Annotated in this window: 20 protein-coding genes, 1 tRNA gene and 3 pseudogenes; 16 read left to right on the top strand and 8 right to left on the bottom strand. The window is 46.5% G+C overall.

Annotated elements, in window-relative coordinates; translation table 11 throughout:
• Window positions 1–36 precede the first annotated feature (36 nt).
• From JGK07_RS17680 to JGK07_RS17665, 4 genes and pseudogenes are all read left to right on the top strand, one after another.
• Window positions 37–596: pseudogene (locus JGK07_RS17680) on the top strand (Uma2 family endonuclease).
• Between the two features lie 18 nt (window positions 597–614).
• A pseudogene (locus JGK07_RS17675) lies at window positions 615–1,174 on the top strand (Uma2 family endonuclease).
• Window positions 1,175–1,456: 282 nt separating this feature from the next.
• A complete protein-coding gene (hemB, locus tag JGK07_RS17670; RefSeq protein ID WP_293181743.1) occupies window positions 1,457–2,440 on the top strand; it encodes a porphobilinogen synthase in 984 nt (327 codons plus the stop codon).
• 444 nt (window positions 2,441–2,884) lie between these two features.
• Complete coding sequence (locus JGK07_RS17665; RefSeq protein WP_293181745.1) at window positions 2,885–3,373, top strand: GNAT family N-acetyltransferase; 489 nt, start codon at window positions 2,885–2,887, stop codon at window positions 3,371–3,373.
• Between the two features lie 295 nt (window positions 3,374–3,668).
• Here JGK07_RS17665 and JGK07_RS17660 read toward each other — a convergent pair whose 3' ends face one another.
• The 3 genes from JGK07_RS17660 to prmC form a co-directional block, all read right to left on the bottom strand.
• The gene (locus tag JGK07_RS17660) at window positions 3,669–4,604 is read right to left on the bottom strand and encodes a HAMP domain-containing sensor histidine kinase (RefSeq protein WP_293181746.1); all 936 of its coding nucleotides are present in this window, start codon (window positions 4,602–4,604) and stop codon (window positions 3,669–3,671) included.
• Window positions 4,605–4,629: 25 nt separating this feature from the next.
• On the bottom strand, window positions 4,630–5,232 hold the full coding sequence (locus JGK07_RS17655) for an L-threonylcarbamoyladenylate synthase (RefSeq protein ID WP_293181748.1): 603 nt from the start codon (window positions 5,230–5,232) through the stop codon (window positions 4,630–4,632).
• 177 nt (window positions 5,233–5,409) lie between these two features.
• The gene (gene prmC, locus JGK07_RS17650; RefSeq protein ID WP_293196948.1) at window positions 5,410–6,297 is read right to left on the bottom strand and encodes a peptide chain release factor N(5)-glutamine methyltransferase; all 888 of its coding nucleotides are present in this window, start codon (window positions 6,295–6,297) and stop codon (window positions 5,410–5,412) included.
• Between the two features lie 28 nt (window positions 6,298–6,325).
• Between prmC and JGK07_RS17645 the strand changes: the two genes are divergently transcribed.
• Window positions 6,326–6,466, top strand: a complete 141-nt coding sequence (locus JGK07_RS17645) for a hypothetical protein (RefSeq protein ID WP_293190884.1) — start codon at window positions 6,326–6,328, stop codon at window positions 6,464–6,466.
• Window positions 6,467–6,748: 282 nt separating this feature from the next.
• Here the strand turns inward: JGK07_RS17645 and JGK07_RS17640 are convergent, their stop codons facing one another.
• The 3 genes from JGK07_RS17640 to JGK07_RS17630 form a co-directional block, all read right to left on the bottom strand.
• Window positions 6,749–7,582 (bottom strand): Tic22 family protein, encoded by an 834-nt coding sequence (locus JGK07_RS17640; RefSeq protein WP_293190886.1) that lies wholly within the window; start codon window positions 7,580–7,582, stop codon window positions 6,749–6,751.
• A gap of 153 nt (window positions 7,583–7,735) precedes the next feature.
• Window positions 7,736–7,809 (bottom strand) — tRNA-Pro (locus tag JGK07_RS17635).
• Between the two features lie 232 nt (window positions 7,810–8,041).
• The gene (locus JGK07_RS17630; protein WP_293152075.1) at window positions 8,042–8,593 is read right to left on the bottom strand and encodes a GNAT family N-acetyltransferase; all 552 of its coding nucleotides are present in this window, start codon (window positions 8,591–8,593) and stop codon (window positions 8,042–8,044) included.
• Window positions 8,594–8,837: 244 nt separating this feature from the next.
• Between JGK07_RS17630 and JGK07_RS17625 the strand changes: the two genes are divergently transcribed.
• The 11 genes and pseudogenes from JGK07_RS17625 to JGK07_RS17575 all read left to right on the top strand — a co-directional run bounded on the left by JGK07_RS17625 (window position 8,838) and on the right by JGK07_RS17575 (window position 20,473).
• Entirely contained in the window at window positions 8,838–9,017 is a 180-nt protein-coding gene (locus tag JGK07_RS17625; protein ID WP_293211822.1) for a hypothetical protein, read from the top strand.
• Between the two features lie 120 nt (window positions 9,018–9,137).
• Window positions 9,138–9,518: pseudogene (locus JGK07_RS17620) on the top strand (hypothetical protein).
• Complete coding sequence (locus tag JGK07_RS17615; protein ID WP_293179985.1) at window positions 9,406–10,593, top strand: transposase; 1,188 nt, start codon at window positions 9,406–9,408, stop codon at window positions 10,591–10,593. The pseudogene JGK07_RS17620 and the gene JGK07_RS17615 overlap by 113 nt, the downstream one beginning before the upstream one ends.
• 47 nt (window positions 10,594–10,640) lie before the next feature.
• Window positions 10,641–11,366, top strand: coding sequence for a hypothetical protein (locus JGK07_RS17610; protein ID WP_006631881.1), 726 nt, complete (start codon window positions 10,641–10,643; stop codon window positions 11,364–11,366).
• A gap of 265 nt (window positions 11,367–11,631) precedes the next feature.
• Window positions 11,632–12,498, top strand: a complete 867-nt coding sequence (locus JGK07_RS17605; protein WP_293179967.1) for an alpha/beta hydrolase — start codon at window positions 11,632–11,634, stop codon at window positions 12,496–12,498.
• A gap of 272 nt (window positions 12,499–12,770) precedes the next feature.
• Complete coding sequence (hrcA, locus tag JGK07_RS17600) at window positions 12,771–13,868, top strand: heat-inducible transcriptional repressor HrcA (RefSeq protein WP_293179964.1); 1,098 nt, start codon at window positions 12,771–12,773, stop codon at window positions 13,866–13,868.
• Between the two features lie 752 nt (window positions 13,869–14,620).
• A complete protein-coding gene (gene metG, locus JGK07_RS17595) occupies window positions 14,621–16,228 on the top strand; it encodes a methionine--tRNA ligase (RefSeq protein WP_293196950.1) in 1,608 nt (535 codons plus the stop codon).
• A gap of 91 nt (window positions 16,229–16,319) precedes the next feature.
• Window positions 16,320–16,925 carry an NYN domain-containing protein gene (locus tag JGK07_RS17590; RefSeq protein WP_096831201.1) on the top strand — a complete coding sequence of 202 codons (606 nt, stop codon included), beginning with the start codon at window positions 16,320–16,322 and terminating at the stop codon, window positions 16,923–16,925.
• A 259-nt stretch (window positions 16,926–17,184) separates the two neighbouring features.
• On the top strand, window positions 17,185–18,405 hold the full coding sequence (lptC, locus tag JGK07_RS17585; RefSeq protein ID WP_293179958.1) for an LPS export ABC transporter periplasmic protein LptC: 1,221 nt from the start codon (window positions 17,185–17,187) through the stop codon (window positions 18,403–18,405).
• 190 nt (window positions 18,406–18,595) lie between these two features.
• Window positions 18,596–19,582 (top strand): DUF1517 domain-containing protein, encoded by a 987-nt coding sequence (locus JGK07_RS17580; RefSeq protein WP_293179955.1) that lies wholly within the window; start codon window positions 18,596–18,598, stop codon window positions 19,580–19,582.
• A 336-nt stretch (window positions 19,583–19,918) separates the two neighbouring features.
• Window positions 19,919–20,473 (top strand): cyclic nucleotide-binding domain-containing protein, encoded by a 555-nt coding sequence (locus tag JGK07_RS17575; protein WP_293179952.1) that lies wholly within the window; start codon window positions 19,919–19,921, stop codon window positions 20,471–20,473.
• Between the two features lie 488 nt (window positions 20,474–20,961).
• Here JGK07_RS17575 and JGK07_RS17570 read toward each other — a convergent pair whose 3' ends face one another.
• Complete coding sequence (locus JGK07_RS17570; RefSeq protein WP_293152017.1) at window positions 20,962–21,378, bottom strand: hypothetical protein; 417 nt, start codon at window positions 21,376–21,378, stop codon at window positions 20,962–20,964.
• 353 nt (window positions 21,379–21,731) lie between these two features.
• Window positions 21,732–22,502 (bottom strand): hypothetical protein, encoded by a 771-nt coding sequence (locus tag JGK07_RS17565; protein WP_293179946.1) that lies wholly within the window; start codon window positions 22,500–22,502, stop codon window positions 21,732–21,734.
• Window positions 22,503–22,940 lie beyond the last annotated feature (438 nt).

Below are 22,940 nucleotides of genomic sequence, written 5' to 3'. Positions count from 1 at the left end.
TTACCAATTTTTACCCAAAAAAGGCTGCAATTGAATATGGTACAAACATTTACTCAACCAGAAACCATATCTCTAGAAGTGCCGAATTCGATCGCCCTGCTTGTAAGTTGCGAGCAATTCGAGGCCCTAGCATTGGCAAATCCCGACTTAAGATTAGAAAGAACCACAGAAGGAGAATTAATAGTGAATCCACCCACCGGCGGAGAATCCAGCGAAAGGAATTTCAACATTACCGGGCAACTTGCTCGCTGGTGCGATGACAACGAGGATTTAGGATCGGGTTTTGACTCTTCGGGAGGATTCATCCTTCCTAACGGTGCTAACCGTTCTCCCGACGCTTCCTGGGTGAGTCGAGAACGCCTCGAAGCCTTGACACCCAAACAGCGAAAAGGCTTCGTTCCTCCACCCTCCAAACAAAGATGCGAGAATATATTGACAATGGTGCGAGATTGGGCTGGTTAATTGACCCGCAAAATCGGCGCGTAGAGATTTACCGACAACAAGCAGAAGTAGAAATATTAATTAATCCAACCGAGTTGTCGGGAGAGGATGTATTGCCAGGATTTGTGTTGAATTTAAGGCGAGTTTGGGGTTAAATTTACGGAGAAGTTGCTATGGTACAAACATTTACTCAACTAGAAACCATATCTCTAGAAGTGCCGAATTCGATCGCCCTAACCGTCACCGGCGACCAATTCGAGGCCTTAGTATTCGCAAATCCCGACTTGAGATTAGAAAGAACCGCACAAGGAGAATTAATAGTGAATCCACCCACAGGAGGCGAATCCAGTAGCCGCAACCTCAGCATCAGCGGGCAACTCGGCAACTGGTGCGAAACACACGAAGATTTAGGAGAAGGCTTTGACTCTTCGGGAGGATTCATCCTTCCTAACGGTGCAACCCGTTCTCCCGATGCTTCTTGGGTGAGTCGAGCTCGCTGGGAAGCACTAACTGCAAAAGAACGAAAAGGCTTCGTTCCTCCACCCTCCAAACAAAGATGCGAGAATATATTGACAATGGTGCGAGATTGGGCTGGTTAATTGACCCGCAAAATCGGCGCGTAGAGATTTACCGACAGCAAGCAGAAGTAGAAATATTGGCCAATCCAACCGAGTTATCGGGTGAAGACGTATTGCCGGGATTTGTGTTGAATTTAAGACGAGTTTGGCGTTAAATTTCCTGTACGCCCCCATACCAGAAGATGGCGCCCGAGTTCTGGCCCAGAGAGATATTTGGCTTTGTCAGGCCACGATAGATTTAGCTGTTACCTTACAGCTTTTGATGCGATGATTTTTAATGCCATTGGCCTCAAGTCCTAACTGCGAACCACGGACATCACGAGTTTTACAGAACTTTACGTAGCTTGAGAGCGATCGACCAACAATAAGCTTTAGACTTTTAAACAAATGTCGCTAATTCCAGAAATCCGGACTTTAATCTACCGTAAAAAAACATTATGTTTCCAACTCACCGCCCCCGCCGCCTCCGCAACCATCCCCAACTCCGCCGGATGGTACGCGAAAATATCTTGACAACCAGCGACTTAATTTACCCCCTATTTGCCGTACCAGGGGAAGCTTTTGCCAAAGAAGTCAGATCGATGCCCGGAGTTTACCAGCTATCGGTAGACAAAATCGTAGAAGAAGCAAAAGAAGTTTACGATCTCGGTATTCCCGCGATTATTTTATTCGGCATTCCCGCAGACAAAGATACAGACGCGACAGGTGCTTGGCACGATTGTGGCATCGTCCAAAAAGCGACGGCAGCAGTTAAAGCAGCCGTACCAGATTTAATTGTCATGGTCGATACTTGTCTGTGCGAATATACGAGTCACGGTCACTGTGGCTATTTGGAAGTCGGAGATTTAAGCGGCCGAGTTTTGAACGATCCGACGCTAGAATTGCTGAAAAAAACAGCCGTTGCTCAAGCTCAAGCTGGTGCAGATATTATTGCACCTTCGGGAATGATGGACGGTTTTGTGGGAGCAATTCGCGAAGGATTGGACTCGGCTGGATTTGAAGATCTTCCCATCATGTCCTACGCGGCAAAATACGCCTCAGCTTATTATGGCCCGTTTCGGGATGCGGCGGATTCGGCTCCGCAATTTGGCGATCGGCGCACCTATCAAATGGATCCAGGAAATGGCCGCGAAGCTCTCAAAGAAATTGCTCTGGACATTGCTGAAGGTGCGGATATGCTAATGGTTAAACCAGCTTTAGCGTACATGGACATTATCTGGCGCGTCAAGGAAGCCACTAATTTGCCAGTTGCTGCTTACAACGTTTCTGGAGAATACGCGATGGTGAAAGCCGCCGCCCTCAACGGTTGGATTGATGAAGAAAGAGTGGTGATGGAAACCTTGACAGGATTCAAGCGTGCTGGTACCGATTTGATTTTGACTTATCACGCTAAAGATGCCGCCCGCTGGCTGCAAAACTGAGACATTCGTGATGCCCGAATACCTTTGAACTCGGAATACCGGGCGGTTGAAACCGCGTCTATACAAACAAAACCCGCCTCCGCGGGTTGAAGACAAGGAGGTAAAAATTACGCGATCTTCTTTAGGAATACTGGGCGGTTGAAACCGCGTCTATACACACAAAACCCGCCTCCGCGGGTTGAAGACAAGGAGGTACAAATTACGCGATCTTCTTTAGTCCGCGGAGGCGGACTTCACTTGTCTAGAAGCGGTTTCAACCGCCGTCTAATCTTTATACAAAAAAGTATTAATAATTACGGAAATTAGTTGCGTTTTGTGTATAAATAAAAATAGTTTTGTAAATCGGGAATTCAATCATCGATCGTTCCCAAGCAAAATTAACTTTCACTCCTGCAAGACAGTAAAAGTAACACAGTTTAGATAAAACTTACAGGCACATTGAGCATGACATCAACGACTAGGGATTCCAGTCAGATTCAATTTTGCACAAGTCGCGATCGCGTTGACATAGTACAAATCCAAGAACTATTTAAAGCCGCCGCCTTTTGGGCGAGGGCGCGCAAGATAGAAGATTGGGAAATTGCGATCGCCAACAGCGAACCAGTTGTGACAGTTTGGGATGGCCCGCAGGCGATCGGCTTTGCCAGAGCCACCTCAGACGGCATCTATCGAGCCACCATCTGGGATGTCGCCATTCATCCAGATTACCAAGGTGCAGGACTCGGCCGCAAATTAGTGCAAACTGTCTTGAGTCACCCTCGGATGTGCCGAGTAGAGCGAGTTTACCTGATGACAACTTACAAACAAAGCTTCTACGAGCGCATCGGTTTTCAGCATAACGCCAGCACTACAATGGTACTTGAAAATCAGCTTTTAGAAGAGAATATCGAATTAGAAATTAGCAAAGGCGAATTGCTAACTGCTATTTGCTAAACCAGCACAAAAGTCCCACCCAAATCTATAAAATGTAGGTGCGCCGCAGCGCACCTTACTACTTATTAATTATTATCCACAATCAGCCACAAGACAGTCGTTTTCCTACAATTAATTGAGCGATAGTTATCTCAAATCCGTTAGGATCGGAATGATATAAACGGAGGACACGGCAGTGTCGTTTCCCTACCATCGATCGCGGTAGGGACACGGCACTGCCGTGTCCTCTATATTATTTCGGCAAAGCCGGAATGGATATTAATCAGTTACAAAGTCAGTTGCCGAACTTCCTCGATCACAAAGTTGCCAAAGGAATAGAACATTGAGTGCGGTTAAAATTGGACTCTTCCGACTCAGAAGGCACAGCCAAAACTTCCAACTTTCCCTTCATCAAAGTTAAAAGTGTCTGATTCATCAACAACCTCATGCCAGAAGAGACGTGAGAATTATCGCTGCTCTTAGTAGCATCCGACTCCAAATCATGCTTCAGCAAATCCCAAGATTCGCTCCAAGCACTAACCGAGCGCTGATCGTCCACCCAAATATGAACGCATCCAGATTCCGGCGAAGAATGTGCAGAAACAGAAATACTTCCCTCCTCCATCTGAGCAATAGCAGTATCTATCAAATTGACTAAAACTTGCCTAAACCTCGGCAAATCTGCCAATACATAAATGCCCGGATCGGGTGGCAATATCTCCAGACGAATGCTGCGATTAGCAGCTTGTAAGTAAGTTAAATCATCAATTTCATCAAAAACCTTAGCTAACTGAATCGGCTCAATATCCATCGTGTCAGTGCCGTGTTCAGTTTTAGCAACAGAGATAATTTCATCTATCAATTTCACCAGCTTGAGTGCTGCAACGTGAGCTTGTTCGACAAACTCTCGCTCCTCAGCAGGATCGTCGCACAAATCCGACAGAATTAATTGGAGCGTACCAATCATAGTGCTCAGGGGCGATCGCAACTCGTGAGAAGTTCGAGCCAAAAAGCCCGCCTTAAATAGACTCATCTCCGATGCCATCTGATAAGCCAATTGAGTTTGCTTCAGTTGATCGGAAAGGGCATCAAACTTCTCTAAATCATTTTCTTGAGGAGTTGGAGGCACATAGGGAGCAGGTTCTGGCTGTTGCGAGCTTTTTTGCTGCCTGCGCCAAATCAAACTGCTTCCGAAACCCAGTCCGAGTCCCATACCTAAATATATCAAGTCGCTCCAGCCGATCGGCGCCATATTACTTTGCCTAGGAGTTTAGCTTTTAGCATTCTAGCTCGATCGCGCCTTGTCGCAATATTTCCCAACCGCCACCAGTCCATTTAGCCACAGTCGAAGGCAAACTCGAAGCCGTCGGTGCGGTTGGCGCTGTTGCTAATTCAGTAGCAACTAATGTCAAAACTTCGGGAAACTGTGCCTCAATTTCTGCCACCGACTCTAGAGGCGCTTGGCCTGATAAATTAGCACTGGTAGTTGCCAAAGGGCCTGTCTGCCCTAAAATCTGGAGTGCAAGGGGAAAGTTAGGCACTCGTACTCCGATCGTAGTGCGATCGATCGCATTCATGGCAGCCGGCACCAGTGGCGAAGCCGGCAGCACCAAAGTTAACGCCCCAGGCCAATAGGATGCGGCCATTTGCTGCCACAAATTGAACTCTGCTGGACTCCCCTGCACGTAAGGCCACAAAGCCTCAGCCGATGCAGCCATCAAAATCAGCGGTTTGTCTTGACGGCGCCCTTTAGCTGCAAAAATCAACTCCGCGCGATCGGGCCGCGTCGCCAAAGCGGGTACAGTATCGGTAGGAAAGCTGACAATATAATCTCCTGAAATTGCCCCTTGAATCAAGGAGGCGATCGAAACTTGAGTCATCCGATTTTAGATTGTAGATTTTAGGTTTTAGATTTTAGATTTTGCATAAATCTTTGATTGATAAGTTAACCACAGATGTCAAGCAGATCAACACAGATCGACGCAGATAATTTCAAGATCGGAGAGCGAATAAATCCCATGCAAGTCTATTTTAGAATTGCAGCATATTTTTGGAATCTAAAGACGATAGGCTAAAGCAAAGCGATCGATTCCTGCCAAATCCGAAAATATCTGAACTTCACCGTAACTCCCGTGACTTTGTAGCATATCAGCCACCGCCGTTTCTTGTCCCGCCATCATCTCAACCAACCAAACTCCCCCAGATTCTAAATAATCGGGAGCCGTTTCTACCAAATGCCGGATGCAATCTAACCCGTCTAAACCGCCATCTAAAGCCAGGTGAGGTTCGTGCTTCAAAACTTCCGGTTGCAGAGTCAGCACCGTGCTGCTGGGAATGTAAGGCGGGTTAGACACCATGCCACTAACTTTACCCTTGAGAAATTCTAGCGGTTGCCACCACAAACCTTGATAAAAATTAATTCGCGATCCAAAGCCTAAATTTTCAGCATTCAGTCGAGCAACTGCCAAAGCTTCCGAACTGCAATCTACTGCATGAATCGTAGTATTTTTCAACGCACAAGCCAAGCCGATCGCGATCGCCCCGCTACCCGTTCCCAAATCCACCCAATCCGATGTTGGATTCACTGAATGGCTTTTCATAGCATCCACAGCCAAATCGATCAGCAATTCCGTTTCAGGACGAGGAATTAGCACCGCCGGCGTTACTTTCAGCGAAAAATCCCGCCAATGTGCAACTCCCGTTAAATACTGCACCGGCACCCGTTCCTGCAACCGTCGCTGCCAAAGTCGATCGAGTTCTGATACAGACAACTTTAATTGAACTTTTGGCAAATCTTTAAACGACTCCAAACGCAGAGCCAACTTATCCAAACCTGCCAGCTCTTGCAGCAGCCAGTCGAGTTCTACTTGGGGAATCTCAGAGGCGATCGCATCAATCTTAGCTTGATTCACCCACTGCCAAAGCTCTAAACCGGAAACAAACATAAGACTTTTTGGGAATGGGGAATGGGGAATGGGGAATGGGGAATGGGGAATTGGTAATTGGGAATTGGGAATTGGGAATTGGGAATTGGGAATTGGGAATTGGGAATTGGGAATTGGGAATTGGGAATTGGGAATTGGTAATTGGGAATTGGTAATTGGTAATTGGTAATTGGTAATTGGTAATTGGTAATTGGTAATTGGTAATTGGTAATTGGTAATTGGTAATTGATAAATAGTAGGTTGAGTCGAGAAATGCAACAATCCAACCTACCAACTTAGTCCCGAACGCAAAACCTAATTATGTAGCACATGAAACCAATTTTTGAGTATATCTTGTCTGTAACTAATGACTAATGACCAATGACTAATGACCAATGACCAATGACCAATGACTAATGACCAATGACCAATGACTAATGACCAATGACCAATGACTAATGACTAATGACTATTAGCGAGCCGGTCGAGCTGGAGCTGGAGATGGAGCCGATCGAGCTGGAGATGGAGCAGCCTGTGGATTTTGGCCAGCACCAGCCGGTTGGCGCGATCGCAGATATTCTAATGATTCCCGCGACGGAATCAAAATCATTTGGCTCAAAGACGGGTCATTTTCAGTACCCAAAGCTTCCAAAATCCTCTCCAAGTTCACTACCTCAATCTTAATTGTGGCAGTCACGTTCGGCTGCTGTTGCTTAAAACGCTCGACCATTTCCTGCAAGTCCTCCTTATTAAAAAACAGAGGAAGCTCTTCTTTATCGCCCCGTTGAATCGTCAAATAACCATTTTCCGGGCCACCTCTCGCCACAAACAGAGGTACACCGTTTAACTCGCTAACTTGTTGGCCAGTCTGCTGAAGTACAGTTTTCGCCGACTGTACCTGCTGCGCTGCCGGAATAAAAGCAAACAGCACCTGATCCGGCTTGCCTTTATTTTCTTGAGCCAACCGATAAATTTCCCCCAGTGACACGGGTGTCACACGCGCCGACGCCGCCAACTGAGGATTTCCCGTTTTCAGTTGATCGACAAAAGCTTGAGCATCTTTCTGGCTGATGAAAATTCTGGCTACCGAAGCATTACCAGTTTGACCCTGACCTTGCTTGGGAACAGAAGCAATGAAGAACGCACCCTGACCGTCTGTAATCGTAAATACCGGCACCGGGCGTAACTTTTCTACAATTTGTGGCACTGGCAATGCGAGTGCAGACATCTTGGCAATGGGCGAGGGGCCGAGCAGAGTGCAGCCCACAATCCCCAATATTGCGCCTAAACGAACTAATGATTTCATGTTTTTCCACTCCCGAGCGATCCTGAAACACATTAACGCAAAGACTGGCTCCTTGACACGATCGGCAAAAACTACCTCAATCGGTTGGCATTTTCAACAAATGTAAACCTCAGCCGCAGTTTGTGCTTGAATCTATTATTTAAAATTGTGCGATCGGGATGACAGGATTTGAACCTGCGACATCCTGCTCCCAAAGCAGGCGCGCTACCAAGCTGCGCTACATCCCGGTGTATTGGCTATCTCTTAACCATTAACGCAGAAAACCACCTGCTTGTCAAGCTTTTTTTTAATTTTAGCTTTCGATGCAGCTACGTCGAAGTTTTTTTAAGGTTGTGGGGCTTGACAAGCTGCGGGGATACATAAAAGCGTAACTGACCGCAGCCCACAGGCTTGTGAGGTGTTTGACAGCTTGAATATTGGATTTATTCAACAAATCAATGCTGACCTCCACCGGACGAGCTAATCTGGATACCAAAACATACCTTTAATGCCCTCTGGATCGGACATAAAGCCCAAATTTCGGTAAAAATCCACCACCTGAGGGTCAGCAAATAAGGTAATGTTGCTGATGTCTTCACTGCGGAGTTTTTTAATGATGTATTTCATCAGTGCCTTGCCCATGCCTTTACCCTGGTAATCAGGATGAACTACCACATCCCAAAGCGTGGCATTAAAAGCATGGTCTGAAGTCGCTCTGGCGAAACCGACCAGCCGTCGCTGGCTGCCCCGTATCTCCCACATAGAGACGACTAGGAAGCTGTGCACAATAGCTTTTTTGACTTTACGCAGGGGACGGCGGGACCAACCCACTGCATTACAAAGTTCTTCGAGTTCGTAGAGGTCAATGTCCCGATCGCAACTAAAAAAGATGCGAGCGTTGCCGCTGGCGGGTTTGCGAAACATTGGGGAAAGCGGATCGCCTAACCCAAGAGCCACATCTTCCTCAAATTCCGCTGTTTGGGGTACAGAGGCAGACTCAGAACTACTAAATAAGTTTTTCCAAAAACCCATGCAGGCGCGGTTAAGGTAGTAGAAGTTGGACGACGTGAAAGAGAGCCCGATAGATAAACCCACTCCGATCGGCGTGGGATGAACTGCGGGTAGCCTCTTGAGGAACAGTTTACGGTACACTCATCTTACGCCGAAAACAGGGATTTGTCGTCCAACATTGACTCTGTGCTTTTTTGCTTCTCGTCAAGTTTGGTAGAACTGTTCTCCTAGCCTGTGCCAGGACAACCCAGTGTTAAGGTAAAATTTGTTGCCCAACCAGGACAGAGGCATTTTAGGAATTGCTTCTTTTGAGTACCGCCGATCGCGTCGGAACTCATATACTTGGTGGAAAATGCTAATGGAATGGCACAACCGTGACATTCTAGTTAGATATTCCCAGACAGATTTGATTTTTGTTTTTAGTGAGGAGACGGGCGAAATTTAAGTCGAATCGTCAAATCGAAAATCCCATTGCCATAAGGCATGGGAGGACTAACTAAATAACAAATTTGCCGGACATTACGGGACAATCTGATACAATCAAACAAGAGTTGAGGAAAAAACTATTGTCAAGTACGTCCCACTCTCACCATCATTCATCCTTGGAGTCAACGAAAGAAATCTCCGATGTTGGGAACAAAGCCAGTGAAAAATCCAAAAGCTTCTTCCCCTATTGGAACGAATTTTCTCATGAGATGTCCGAATGGTTGTCGTTGCCCACAAAAACCGATTGGCAAGAAGAGGCTTTGACCAATGCCAATGGAACAGCGAGCAAAACTGGTGTAAACTCCTGGTACCGGGTAAAACAAACCTTAGTCCAGAACAAAAAATGCTTGAAGACGTGCTTGCAGTCCTCCACCGATCGAGTAGTAGATTGTACGGACGGCGACAGTATAAAACTCAAATCTCACAAGCTCAGGATTTATCCCAGTCAGGAATTAAATAAAGTCTGGCGTAAATGGCTAGCAGCCTGTCGTTATTGTTTCAACCAAGCAATAGCAATGCAGCGCAAAAAGCCCTTAAGTAAGTTGCAGTTGCGTAACGAAGTTATGCGAGGCGATTTACCAGAATGGGTAAAAGAAACGCCTTGTCATATCAGACAGAATGCTATTTTTGATGCTCACCGAGCATTTAAGGCAAGTTCAGACGCCAAGTTCCGTAGCATCAGAGATTACTCTCAAACCATAAAGTTTAACGATTCAAACTTCAAAAAAGGCACTTGGTATCCTTCCTTAACCAAAGGATTAACCTATCATACTTCTGAGATAATTCCTGAGTGCGATCGAGGTACTCAGTTGGTATACTGCAAGGGTCGTTGGTTTGCAGTGTTTCCTCTGTCAGTTACCGCAGAGCCTACGGACGCAACAGGAATTATTGCATTAGATCCCGGCGTAAGAACATTTATGACCGGGTTTGATGGCAATAAATTCCTTGAGTTTGGAGGTGGTGACATGGGGCGAATAGCTCGTCTCTGTCAACACCTAGATAACCTAATGAGCCGAATGTCTCAAGCTACGAAACAGCGCCGAAAACGAATGAGACAAGCGGCTCACCGTATGAGAATACGCATTCGTAATTTAGTAGACGAATGCCAGAAACAAACCGCTTGCTATTTAACTAGCAACTATAGAGTCATATTTCTTCCGACTTTTGAGTCTTCCCAAATGGTCGCCAAAGCACGAAGAAAGATTCGTTCAAAAACTGCTAGAGCCATGTTGACATGGGCGCATTACAGATTCAAACAAACCATCAAACATCAGGCAAATGTTAGAAATGTCAATGTGATTGATGTCACTGAAGAATACACGTCTAAAACTTGTACCCATTGCGGTCACGTACATCAAAAGCTAGGTGGTTCTAAAGTGTTTACTTGTCCTGAATGTGGCTGTTCAATCCCACGAGATTACAATGGCGCTTTTGGTATATTACTGAAAGCTTTGCGGGATACCGCCTCTATCTCCTATGAGGGTGATAGTGCTCTCGTTACTTTGTCCGGTAATAGCCGGGCAAGTGTCGCGTAAATGTATCAGTCAATACCTAGTATATCTCCCGCACCTTCCCCTCAATTATGGCTTCGGGTTTAAAACCATCTACACTAGAACTTCTCAAGCGCTTTAACCGAGCGTTTCCACAGTTTTACGAGCAATTTGTCAGCAGCGAAATCCAACTGCAAAACCTCAAATTAGCTTACCAACTTTACAAAACTCGGCAAGCCGTCATCGAAATAAGAGCCGAAGGTAACAAAAGTGCCCTGCATTTTGCTTACCGGAACCAGTCTTTCCTACTGAGCGACATTTTCGGTGTGCTGGCTGCCTACGGGCTGACGATTCACAGTCTCAGTCTCTACGGTCAAATTTACCCGCCGATGCTGGTATTTATCAAATTGGTGGTATCTCGCGGTGGCAAGGTACTGGCAGATAAAACAGCCGAAAACGTCTGTAGGGCGGTTCGAGAGGCCTTGGCGGGGCATTTTGAGGTGGAAGAGATGTTGGCTGTGGAATTTAATTTAGACGCGGGTTTGGAGGATGTGGCTACTGAATTTTACGTCGATCCGGTTTTCCACTTGCCGGCTTTGCTGATTGAAGCAGACAACCAGCCTGGACTTTTTTACAAAGTTATGTATGCCATCTGGCAAGAGGATTTGTTGGTGGTAAATGCAAATTTATTGGTTTGGCGGGGGCGAACTCGCTTGATTCTCTACTTGTTGGGCCCCAATGAAAGTTTGATTCCTGAGTATCTGGGGCAGAAAATCGCTGAGGGGGTGCGACAAAGATTGTTGGGCGAGCGGTTTTAGGAATAGCGCCTGACGCTGGTGAAAGCCGGTTTATCACAACAACGTTTCGGAGCTATCAGATCGAGCTTAAGGACGTTCTTAATTCCTGAAACCCTTGATTTTATTACTTCTTTGTGATTTCTACTTCCGACTTCCATTTCTCTTGCGTTCAGAAACTGGGTTTTTGCTCAAAACCTGATATTCATCGAGAGAAAGTTAAACTGAGCCGATCGCCCGGAGTGTAACTGCCGATCCCTCTGTCTTGATTTCGCGATAGGATAAAATTATGGCAACCATCGACATCCTAGGGGTTCGGCACGCTTGCGATTTGACGGCTCCCACTCCAACTTCCCCGGTTCTGGTATTTGTCCACGGCTGGCTGTTAAGCCGCCGCTACTGGCAACCTCTGACCGATCGCTTGGCACCCAGCTATCAGTGCCTGACTTACGATTTGCGAGGGTTTGGCGATTCTCAATCCGACGGCGATGATAGTCGCGAGCGAGGAGAATCGCTAAGTTCCTACACTCCCGCAGCCTACGCTCGCGATTTGGAAATTTTACTCAAAAAACTGGATATTTCTAGTGCTTGGCTGGTGGGACACTCTCTCGGCGGTACGATCGCTCTTTGGGGAGCCAGCCAATTGTGCGATCGTATTAAAGGTGTTCTCTGTATTAATGCAGGCGGCGGCATCTATCTAAAGGAAGAATTCGAGCGATTTCGAGCCGTCGGCACACAGCTAGTAAAAATGCGTCCCCGCTGGCTGCCTCATTTGCCACTAGCAGATTTGGTGTTTGCCCGCGATTCTGTCGATCGCTCGATCGGGCGATCGTGGGGACGGCAGCGCTTGAGAGATTTCGTGGCAGCCCATCCAGATGCAGCTTTGGGGGCTTTGTTGGACTCCACCACAGAAGCCGAGATTCACCTGTTGCCGCAAATAGTGTCCCGACTCAAGCAGCCTGTGTATTTTATTGCCGGCACTAAAGACAAAATTATGGAACCAAAATACGTGCTGCATTTGGCTAGCTTTCACTGGATGTTCCAAGGTTGTGGCGAAAATGTGCTTCAGCTTCCCGATTGCGGCCATTTGGCAATGGTGGAACAGCCAGATGCAGTGGCTAGTTACCTACAAAATATTCTGAAAGAACACACTTAAAGGGCATGGGGCATGGGGCATGGGGCATGGGCCTTCCCAGGGCATGGGGCATGGGGCATTAGAACTTACCAATAACCAATAACCAATAACCAATAACCAATAACCAATAACCAATAACCAATAACCAATAACCAATAACCAGTAACAACTGACTTCTTCCTTAACCTAAAATCTGTTATGTTTAAGTAGATAAGTCTGTCCGATCGCCCTTTTCGGACAGAGCTTTTCAATGGCTTTCAACTCTAAAATCTTACTCTGCTTAAATATTATTTGTGCGCGTTAACCTCACCGATCGGCAACAACACATCCTTTGGGCAACGGTTCGCCACTACATAGCAACAGCGGAACCCGTTGGCTCAAAAGCTTTGGTTGACGAATACAACCTCAGCGTCAGCCCAGCTACCATTCGCAATGCGATGGGGACTCTTGAAAAAGCTGGACTGCTATATCAGCCCCACACTTCTGCCGGACGAGTCCCCTCTGACTCCGGCTACAGAATTTACGTAGACCAGTTGATTCAGCCATCTGATACGCTGGCCCGTAAGGTGGAACAGGTACTGGATCAACTCAATTGGTCGGATGGGCGCATGGATGGGGCACTCCGCGGCGCTGCTAAAATTCTGGCAACGATCAGCGGTTATATTGCCATGATTACCATACCGCAAACCAATATGGCTTGCTTGCGACACTTGCAACTGGTGCAGCTAGAGGCGGGTAAGGTGATGCTGATCGTGGTGACGGATGCCTACGAAACTCATTCGGTGTTAGTACAGTTGCCGAAGGGCGCAGAAGGTAATTGGCCTGATGTTGAAATTGTCGATCGCGAATTGCAGATTTTGTCAAATTTTTTGAACAGCAAGTTACGCGGGCGATCGCTCTCGGAACTCTCCGCTGTAGACTGGAGCGAGTTAGACCGGGACTTTGAACTGTACGCGGAGTGGATGGAAACCATGCTGGCTGCATTGAGCAGCCGTCAAAGCAATCCAACCTACACGCGGATTCTGATCGGCGGTTTGGCAGAAGCGCTGCGCTTGCCAGAGTTTTCGCAGTTGCAGCAAGTTCAAACCCTGGTGCAACTGCTCGAACAAGAACAGGAACTGCTTTGGCCTTTGATTTTTGAATCGCCTGATTTGGACTCGCCTGGGAAACGGGTAACGGTGCGTATTGGTTCAGAAAATTCGTTAGAACCAATTCGCGGCTGTACTCTGATTTCTTCGACTTACCGCCGGGGATCAATGCCAGTGGGTAGTGTTGGGGTTTTGGGACCGACGCGGATGGTTTACGAAAATGCGATCGCGGTGGTGGAAGCTGCGGCGGATTATTTGTCCGAAGCTATTGGCGGAAATCGAGTGAATTTTCCCGAAGGATAACATATTGTTATATTTACCATAATTTAGATAGCCCCAAGCCAGTTAGGCTTGGGGTTTAATTGTGTTTGCCGGATGTAGTGGCAACATTAAAAAAACCATTTTTTTGTCAATAAACAATGTTTGTAGGGGCGAAGCATGACCGCAGTGAATATAAGATTATAACTAATAACTTATATGCGGTCATGCTTCGCCCTCTTCAAAAACCAGATGCACCCATTTGCTTTCCCGCTCTTGCTGGGGCAAGAAACCAAAGCATCGTTCAATAGAGATTTTCGCAAACAACCCGGTTGCTGCTTCTACGAGTAACTCGGAAACTGGCAGGAGTTGCGGGCGATCGGGTTTGACACAGCCAGTGAACCCCGATCGCCCATTTACAGGAAGCGCTGGCGGAGCGCCAGTCGCTCGGTTGCTTTCAGCAAGCTAAGCAAGGAGTTTTGTCGGCACTATCCAGTTGGCGATCCCGCGCACTCCAGGATAGTGCCTGCGAGAAATGAATTGAAGACCCGGGATCTGCACTTCTATGGGCCCCCAAGGCAGCAAAATATCAAAATCTTAAGACATTTTAGAGAGTTCGTCAAAAAGATCTAAAAAAGATTAGTCTTGAGAGGAAAGCTATATTTCTTTTGGGAATAGCCCGGGTTAAACAATTGCCCACAAGTTGCAGCAATTTTGGCTTGAATGCCACTCCAGAAAAGATTGAAGCGCTGAGTTAAGATCGAAATTAAATTTAGGGAATTTTCTTTTACCATTCAATGAAATCGACCGATATAACTAAGAATACCTTTGCCATAACAACGCCTCTGTATTATGTCAATGATTTGCCTCACGTTGGCAGCGCTTACACGACTATGGCAGCCGATGCCCTAGCCAGATTTGAGCGGCTGCGGGGCAAATCAGTGTTGTTGGTTACCGGAACCGACGAACACGGGCAGAAAATTCAGCGCACGGCAAGCAGTTTGGGACGATCGCCCCAAGCTCACTGCGATTTAGTAGTTCCCGGGTTTGAGGCGCTGTGGGAGCAACTCTCTATCCATTACGATCGCTTTATCCGCACAACTTCGCGACGCCACGAGTACATTGTCAAAGAATTTTTCCAGCGCGTCTGGAACTCCGGCGATATCTACTTGAACCAGCAACAAGGCTGGTACTGCGTCTCCTGCGAAGAATTCAAAGATGAACGCGATTTGCTCCCCGGAAATCGCTGTTCCGTCCACACCAGCAAGGAAGTGGAGTGGCGCGACGAAGAAAATTACTTTTTCCGCCTGTCGCGCTATCAAGACCAACTGCTGGCATTGTACGCAGAACGTCCCAACTTTATCGCGCCGGAAAGTCGGCGTAACGAAGTGCTCAGCTTCGTCAACTCCGGACTCCAAGACTTTTCGATTTCTCGGGTGAATCTGGAATGGGGCCTGCCAATACCAGTTGATCCGGGCCACACCATTTACGTCTGGTTTGACGCTTTGCTGGGATACATCACGGCTCTGCTCGATCCGGACAGCGACCCATTGTTAGAGAATGCTTTATCTAAATGGTGGCCGATTGACCTGCACTTGATCGGCAAAGATATTCTCCGCTTCCACGCAGTTTATTGGCCGGCAATGCTGATGTCCGCGGGTATGTCCGTACCTGGCCGCGTCTTCGCTCACGGTTTTTTGACCAAAGACGGCAAAAAAATGGGAAAAACGGAGGGAAATACTTTAAACCCAGTCGAATTGGTGAATAAATACGGCGCTGATGCAGTTCGTTACTATTTCCTCAAAGAAATTGAATTTGGAGAGGACGGCGATTTTAACGAAACTCGGTTTATCAATATATTGAATGCTGAGCTAGCAAATGATTTGGGAAATTTGCTTAACCGCACCTTAAACATGGCTCGCAAATATTGCGGTGGCTGCGTGCCAAATGTGTCTGGGGAAAGTATTTCCGGCGACAACCTTCTCAAGGGTATGAGCCTGGATTTGGGCGATCGAGTAGCGGGTTTCTACGAAGAGTTAGCTTTTAGCAAGGCTTGCGAAGCTGTGCTTGCATTAGTTCGAGCCGGTAACAAGTTTATTGACGTACAAGCACCTTGGAGTTTGTACAAGCAAGGACAGCTCGAAAGTGTTCAACAAGTGCTATATTCTGTTCTGGAATCTGTTAGACTAGCATCTTACCTTTTATCGCCGATTATTCCCAATATCAGCAGTGCTATCTATCAGCAGCTAGGTTTTTCAATTGACTTTAACGATCGGGTTGCAGTTAACAGTTTAGCGACTTTTGCAGTTCATGCTGCCTGGGGCGCTTTGCCTGCAAACCAAACTCTGGGGGAACCCCAACCAGTGTTTAAGCGGCTGGAACTGCTGGAAACAGTAGCGTCATAGTCGGCAGCCTGCGATCGGGGTGCTATGACAGATTATGAATTAGCACTTAATTTCCTTACCAATCTTTCATAAAATTTGAGGCATAACAATCATGTTGAATAGAATAGAAAGCAACGACCTTTTTACGCCGGAACAGGTTCTGGAAAATCGCGGTCGAGTGGCAATTTTTATTGACGGATCTAATCTTTTTTACGCGGCTTTGCAATTGGGAATTGAGATTGATTACACTAAGCTATTGTGTCGTTTAACTGCGGGATCGCGGCTGTTGCGCTCTTTTTTCTACACGGGTGTCGATCGCACTAACGAAAAACAGCAGGGGTTTTTGCTGTGGATGCGCCGCAACGGCTATCGCGTGATTTCTAAGGATTTGGTGCAGTTACCCGACGGTTCTAAGAAGGCGAATTTGGATGTAGAAATCGCTGTGGACATGATGGCGTTGGTCGGTTCCTACGACACGGCTGTTTTGGTGAGCGGCGACGGCGATTTGGCCTATGCTGTGGATGCTGTGAGCTATCGCGGCGTGCGGGTTGAGGTGGTGAGTTTGCGATCGATGACCAGTGACAGTTTGATTAATGTAGCCGATCGCTATATCGATTTGGAAATGATTAAGGACGACATCCAAAAAACTTCGCGTCCTAATTATGCCTACCGCCCGTTGTCGGGTTTGAGCTTGATGGACGAACACGACGACAGATAGGGAATGGGGAATGGGGAATGGGGAATGGGGAATGGGGAATGGGGAATGGGGAATGGGGAATGGGGAATGGGGAATGGGGAATGGGGAATGGGGTAATAGCTGATGGGTTGAATAATTGAAAATTAGAAGTTAAAAATTTAGCTCAAGTATGACAGATTTTTGATTAGTGTTTTTAATTAGCCAATTACCAATTATCAATGCCCTGTTTGGCCAATTACCAATTATCAATGCCCTGTTTGGCCAATGCCCTGTTTGCCCAATGCCCAATTATCGATTACCAATGATTAATCTCAAATCCCAAATTACCAATTTCCAATCCCCAAAATCAATGTCGCTATTGTTAGCAGCAATGATTTTGGGGATTAATGCTTGTGCGGCTCCCCAAGAGACTCAAAAGAACAAATTAGCTGAGGATATCAAAACAGCTCAGCAGTCAAATAGCACTTTAACTTTGAACAAAGTAACCCTAGAACAAGCAAACGAAAAGGGTGAGACGTTCTGGAAAGTAAAATCGAAAAATGCGGTTTACAGCAAAGACCAAAAAATAGTTAACGTTCAGAAACCTGTGGGCAAATTGTTTCAGGACGGCAAAGAAATTTATGATATTCAGGGAGAAACCGGGCAGGTATTTCAGGAAGGAAATCAGGTTTTTCTCAAAGGTAACATAGTCGCTACCGATCTCAAAAATGGCGTGGTATTGCGAGGAAATGAGTTAGAGTGGCGCCCGAAGGAAGATGTTTTAGTTGTTCGCAATAATTTGACTGGACAGAACAAACAGGTGACTGTTTCAGCGAAGGAAGCGCGGATTTTCAGCAGGGCTAAGAGGATGGAGTTATTCGGATCTGTGGTGGCGAATGTTAAAGATCCAATTTTGCAATTGCGAACCGAACATTTAGTTTGGTTTGTGGAGCAACAAAAGGTACACAGCGACCAACCGACTCAACTTGACAGATATAAAGATAAAAAAGTAACAGACAGCGGTTTTGCCGACAAGGTAGATGTAGACTTAAAAACCAAAATTGCCACGCTAACCCAAAACGCTCAATTGATGCCATCAGACCCGCCGCTGCAAATAGAAAGCAGTTTGATGAGTTGGAATTTTCCGGCTCAATATGTGATATCGCCCGGGCATGTGAAGATTTTTCACCGCGTGGAAAAGGTGACGATGACCGGGGATACTGGGCGGGGAGATTTAGATAAAAAGATTTTTTATTTGACGGGAAATGTGGTAGGAATCGGGGAAAAACGTGAATCTCAATTAAATACCGATCGCGTAACGTGGTATTTAAGTAACCAGACCTTCGACGCCGAAGGAAATGTGGTTTACAAGCAATTAAATCCGGTGTTTAATTTGACTGGGCCGAGGGCGGCGGGAGAGTTAAAAAATCAAACTGTGATTGTCAAAGGTGACGGTGCCGGCGGCCAAGTGGTGACGGAATTTGTGCCGGATGAGAATAAGGGAATTTTGGACAGTAGATAGGATTGTTTTGACAATTAATTATGGGTCATCTGAGGTGGCAGGCGGTAGCTTTGGACTCTAGCCTTTCTGCTTCTCTCGGGGTGCTGGGATCGGTTGGTACGGATATCTCGCACGCTGCACACCTGCAACCGGGCTGCCCATAAGCGAGGATAGACTGTAAATTAAAAGTGTATCGAATAGTAACGGTCTTATGTACAAGCAACTAATTTCAAAGATCAAACCGCTTTTGAAATCACTATTTGCGATCGGTCTGGTACTGACGCTAGCCCTCGGTAACGCTGACGGAGCTCTGGCTGCTCGCAGCGGAGGACGGATGGGGGGCGGATCTTTTAGAGCTCCGGCGCGCAGTTACTCGTCTCCGACTAGCACTTACGCGCCGTCTGGTGGGTACGGTGGTGGCTATCGCGGCGGTTTTGGTGGCGGTTTCGGTTTCCCATTCTTGCTGCCGTTTTTTGGCTTTGGGGGCGGATTTGGCGGCCTGTTTTCGATTTTGATTTTTATTTCGATCGCCAATTTCCTCGTGCAAAGCTTCCGCCGCGCTGGGGATTCAACTGACGAACTCGGCAACAGCGCGCCTACTACCACGGTATCTGTGGCACGCTTGCAAGTTGGTTTGCTAGCAGAAGCCCGCGGTTTGCAAGCCGAACTCGACGCGCTAGCGCGCAAAGCGAATACCGATACAGCGATCGGCCGCGCTCAAGTGCTGCAAGAATCTACTCTGGCGATGCTGCGGCATCCTGAATATTGGGTTTACGCGGGCGCTGACTCTGTGCAAACTCGCTTGGAAGCAGCCGAAGCTAAATTTAACCAGTTTTCTTTGGCAGAACGCAGTAAGTTTACTGAAGAAACGCTCTCGAATTATAACAACCAGCTCCGGCAAGCAGGGAGCAGCAATAACCTGCCAGTTGTGCAGGAAAACGGCGCCCTAGTTGGTTCTGATTTGAATTCAGAGCCCGGTGAATTTATTGTGGTAACGGTGATTGTCGGTACTCAGGGCAAGTTGCAATTGCCAGCAGTGAAAAACTCTGAAGATTTGCGCCAAGCTTTGCGCCAAATTGGGGGAGTATCGAGCGAGCAGTTGCTGGCGGTTGAGGTGCTGTGGACTCCTCAAGCTAACGGCGACACTCTGACTGCTGATGATATGTTGGCTGGCTATCCTGATTTGCGATCGATTTAGCGATACAGCAGATGGGGCGCGGAGCACTGTCTCCCGCGCCCCCTGCCACACCCATGCTGTGGGGGAGAACCGGGTTGGTTTTAAGACGGAGATGAAGCAGGATTTTTTGGAATGCCGATCGATTTAAAAAAGATTGTTCAACGAATGCTAGTATTGAGAGATTATGATTCAGCCTGGTTCATCTGTGAATATTGGGAATGTCTGCCCTAATAGGATTTTGCCAAGCAGTTAGGCAGGATAAAAAAACTGTATTCAGCGAGGAGTGACTGCTTAGGAAGAAGTTGCGACCGCGCGCCCTCTAAATTTAATATAAATAAGCGATCGGGAGCTAAAGTTATGGCCGACAGCAGTAGAAAAAAAGCGCTTTTTATTTTGAGCCAGTTAAATAATGACGATATCGACTGGATCGTTCAAAAAGGGAAAAAAGAAATTCTCGAACCGGGCGAGATTTTGATCCATGAAGGGAGACAGCACGATGCCCTCTACATTGTTTTGAAGGGGAGTATGAGCGTTTGGATCGAGGCTGAGCAGAGTAAAGAACTCGCTAAAATAGGTAGCGGAGAACTTGTGGGAGAAGTTTCTTTCATTGACGCACGCCCTCCTTTGGCCACGGTGATGGCGATCGAAGAAACTCACTTGTTGGTAATTCCCCGAAGGCAGCTAGTCGTCAAACTTCAACATGATATGGGTTTTGCTTCCAGATTTTATTATGGAATTTCGCTGTGTCTGGCAGACCGGATGCGCGGTACGATCCGACATATAGAATACGGTCGCAATATAGAATTGGAGCAGCAAGAATTAGATCGGGAGGATATTAATCCGAACGTCCTGGAAAATTTGGCGCTAGCTCAAGCAAAGTTTAATTGGCTGAGGGAGAATGTGAGGGCTTGATTAATTTTAATGCGATCGGCATTGAGGTAAATTTTCAACTCTCAAAACAGAAGCACTCCTGCTCAAGAAACCGGGTTTTTTAACCACCCGTGCGTAATATCATCTCCGAATACAATATTGGTTTGTAGTGAGGGCTTCAGCCCTCATCCATGACGCTTGACTGAAGCGATCGCGCTCGAGCTGTTTTTATTGGAGGTAATTGACGGAGGATAATATTAAGTCCTAAATTAGACCTGAATTGCAAAAGTCCTTTTAATGAAATTTTACGACGGGCGGGACGCCCATCCCACAAGAAAAAAAGTTGTGGGATAGGCGTCCCGCCCGTCGTAGGTATTTTTGCAAGAGGTATATTATCAAAACATCAGTCGAAAGCAAAATAGAGGCTGGTTTTACCGAAAAGATCGACAATTCCCGTATCTAGAAAAACCTGCCCCTTGGCTTTGCAGTTACAGCCTCGCGCGCCAAAGCGCAACTACCAAGCAGACAACCTAGATCATTCCTGGGCCTTTGCCGCGGGTGTCTTCATCCATTGTCAGTTTTCCTTCCTCACCTTTTTTATCTTTGATTTCTGCGAGAATTTGAGCGCGTTCTGCGGCTTCGGCTTCCTCTTTTGCTCTCAAATCGCCCGGTTCGTTGATGTACATTTCGGGTTCGATCGCGTAATTGTTAACCAGACCTTCCTTGTCTACTGTATAACCATCTGTAGTGTGAATGCTTTCGTCATCGGTTTGGTCGTCGGTTTTGGCGCTTTGCTGCTTCGCTTCAGTGGTTGTGTGCATGAAGTTAGAGCCTTCGCGTTCTTGCCGCGCTGCTGTCTCAGCAGGAGTAATGCCCCTATCGTAGTGGGGGGCTTCCATATTAGCTTCGATTTGTTCGTCGGTCGGTGTTGATTTGCTAGTTGTCATGATTTCTTCCTGAGTTATCTTTTCAAAAAGGTCTTTGGCTTATGTTTAAATATTAAGCCTAAGCTAACTCATTGACTCACTATCTTTGGTTATAGTTTCCTGAAACTTGCTGTTATCTAAAACACATTTATTGAGTCTTCCTCAAGACTGATAAAGTTCTATTTTAATTAAAAGTTTCACAGTCTGCGAGGCTCTGACATCTATCTAAAGGTTGGGAATTGGGAATTGGGAATTGGGAATTGGGAATTGGGAATTGGGAATTGGGAATTGGGAATTGGGAATTGGGAATTGGGCATGGCAACTAACTAATGACTAATGACTAATGACTAATGACTAATGACTACTGACTACTTTTACGATTCTTTGAAGAAGCGGATGATTTCGCGGACGTGGTTGAGAAATTGTCCGTCATCGGTGAGTTGGGCGATCGCACTTTCGGCATCTCTTGCCAGTTTAGTGTGTTCTGCCTGATTTGTCGATCGCAAATTTTCTAGAGATGCGGCTAAATTAGTTAATTCTCTTCTAGTGGCCCGTTGTTCCCGCTGTTGGAGAGTCGCCCACGAATTAGGATCGTCTGAATTTAATTGATCGGCCAAATTTTTGACTGTAGATTCTAATTCTGCAAAGCGGTTGCGGAGTTCGAGAATATCTTCGCGGGGGTGGAAAAATTCGCTGCGGATGGTTGTCAGCCGCTGGGCTAAATACTGATAACCTCGGATAGCTGGACGCAGTATAGTTAAAAGCAGTGCTGCACCGGAACTGAGATAGCCAACAGCGCTAATGCCGGTGGCGGATAGGGCATAAAGTGCGATCGCGCTAACCAGGTGAAGGGCGATCGCCACCCAGAGCGATCGGCTAGCTAATACAGTAACGTATTTGAGTTGTTCGGAATCGACAGCAATATTTTTTTTAGTAGATTCTGCGCCTTGGGCTAACACTTCCTTAGCTTCAAAATGGATATTCCAAGGAACTGTAACTATCAGCAACAGCCATTCAAAAATAGCAATGGCAATTACCCAATCTATAAAACTGCCGGCGGGGACGTGCAGCCATTGTAAAATAGCAAAAATTAACAGTAACAATAGGCCAGTACCAGCACCGAAACCTGCAAAAGTATAATACATAGCGATTGCCTTTGCGAAATGTTATTTTGATTGTGGGTAAGTTGTTTATGTGTCGAGCAATCAACTGTGACAGTTAAGAAATTGTCAGAGTGTTCCCGGTTCGTTAGTGGTTAGTAACAGTCCAGGGCAAAGGCTGCCCAAAACCGGGTTTTGTCACCAAAATACTTGTTCTGCTTCAACAGGAGAATGTTGTTTTTATTGTGGTAGGTGGTTTAGGTGTGGATAAATATACTGTGACACTTAAAAAATTGTCCCGGTCTAGCCGACTTGTTAGTTATTAGTAATCCTCCCGGATAGAAGGATTGCCATGCGCCTGTTTGATTCCTGAAGAATACACAGGCTATAAGCCATCAACAAGACTCAAATTAAACTTTATTTTTGTGAGTTGTGGGCAAATTATAAATAATTATTTATTGGCGATTAGTTGTCAAAATTAAG

Source organism: Microcoleus sp. PH2017_24_DOB_U_A (assembly GCF_020738205.1).
In the GTDB taxonomy this organism is placed as follows: domain Bacteria; phylum Cyanobacteriota; class Cyanobacteriia; order Cyanobacteriales; family Microcoleaceae; genus Microcoleus.
The sequence above is the reverse complement of the archived record's forward strand: the minus strand, read 5'-3'. Positions and strand labels throughout refer to the sequence as shown.

What these genes read in the sequence shown, in the direction of transcription:
- JGK07_RS17605 (WP_293179967.1), top strand. Translation starts at nt 11,632, where the DNA reads ATGGCAACCATCGACATCCTAGGGGTTCGGCACGCTTGCGATTTGACG.
- JGK07_RS17660 (WP_293181746.1), bottom strand. Translation starts at nt 4,604, where the DNA reads ATGGCGCCGATCGGCTGGAGCGACTTGATATATTTAGGTATGGGACTC.
- metG (WP_293196950.1), top strand. Translation starts at nt 14,621, where the DNA reads ATGAAATCGACCGATATAACTAAGAATACCTTTGCCATAACAACGCCT.
- JGK07_RS17565 (WP_293179946.1), bottom strand. Translation starts at nt 22,502, where the DNA reads ATGTATTATACTTTTGCAGGTTTCGGTGCTGGTACTGGCCTATTGTTA.
- JGK07_RS17580 (WP_293179955.1), top strand. Translation starts at nt 18,596, where the DNA reads ATGTACAAGCAACTAATTTCAAAGATCAAACCGCTTTTGAAATCACTA.
- prmC (WP_293196948.1), bottom strand. Translation starts at nt 6,297, where the DNA reads ATGTTTGTTTCCGGTTTAGAGCTTTGGCAGTGGGTGAATCAAGCTAAG.
- hemB (WP_293181743.1), top strand. Translation starts at nt 1,457, where the DNA reads ATGTTTCCAACTCACCGCCCCCGCCGCCTCCGCAACCATCCCCAACTC.
- JGK07_RS17570 (WP_293152017.1), bottom strand. Translation starts at nt 21,378, where the DNA reads ATGACAACTAGCAAATCAACACCGACCGACGAACAAATCGAAGCTAAT.
- JGK07_RS17590 (WP_096831201.1), top strand. Translation starts at nt 16,320, where the DNA reads ATGTTGAATAGAATAGAAAGCAACGACCTTTTTACGCCGGAACAGGTT.
- JGK07_RS17665 (WP_293181745.1), top strand. Translation starts at nt 2,885, where the DNA reads ATGACATCAACGACTAGGGATTCCAGTCAGATTCAATTTTGCACAAGT.
- JGK07_RS17640 (WP_293190886.1), bottom strand. Translation starts at nt 7,582, where the DNA reads ATGAAATCATTAGTTCGTTTAGGCGCAATATTGGGGATTGTGGGCTGC.
- lptC (WP_293179958.1), top strand. Translation starts at nt 17,185, where the DNA reads ATGCCCAATTATCGATTACCAATGATTAATCTCAAATCCCAAATTACC.
- JGK07_RS17655 (WP_293181748.1), bottom strand. Translation starts at nt 5,232, where the DNA reads ATGACTCAAGTTTCGATCGCCTCCTTGATTCAAGGGGCAATTTCAGGA.
- JGK07_RS17630 (WP_293152075.1), bottom strand. Translation starts at nt 8,593, where the DNA reads ATGGGTTTTTGGAAAAACTTATTTAGTAGTTCTGAGTCTGCCTCTGTA.
- JGK07_RS17645 (WP_293190884.1), top strand. Translation starts at nt 6,326, where the DNA reads ATGGGGAATGGGGAATGGGGAATTGGTAATTGGGAATTGGGAATTGGG.
- JGK07_RS17575 (WP_293179952.1), top strand. Translation starts at nt 19,919, where the DNA reads ATGGCCGACAGCAGTAGAAAAAAAGCGCTTTTTATTTTGAGCCAGTTA.
- JGK07_RS17610 (WP_006631881.1), top strand. Translation starts at nt 10,641, where the DNA reads ATGGCTTCGGGTTTAAAACCATCTACACTAGAACTTCTCAAGCGCTTT.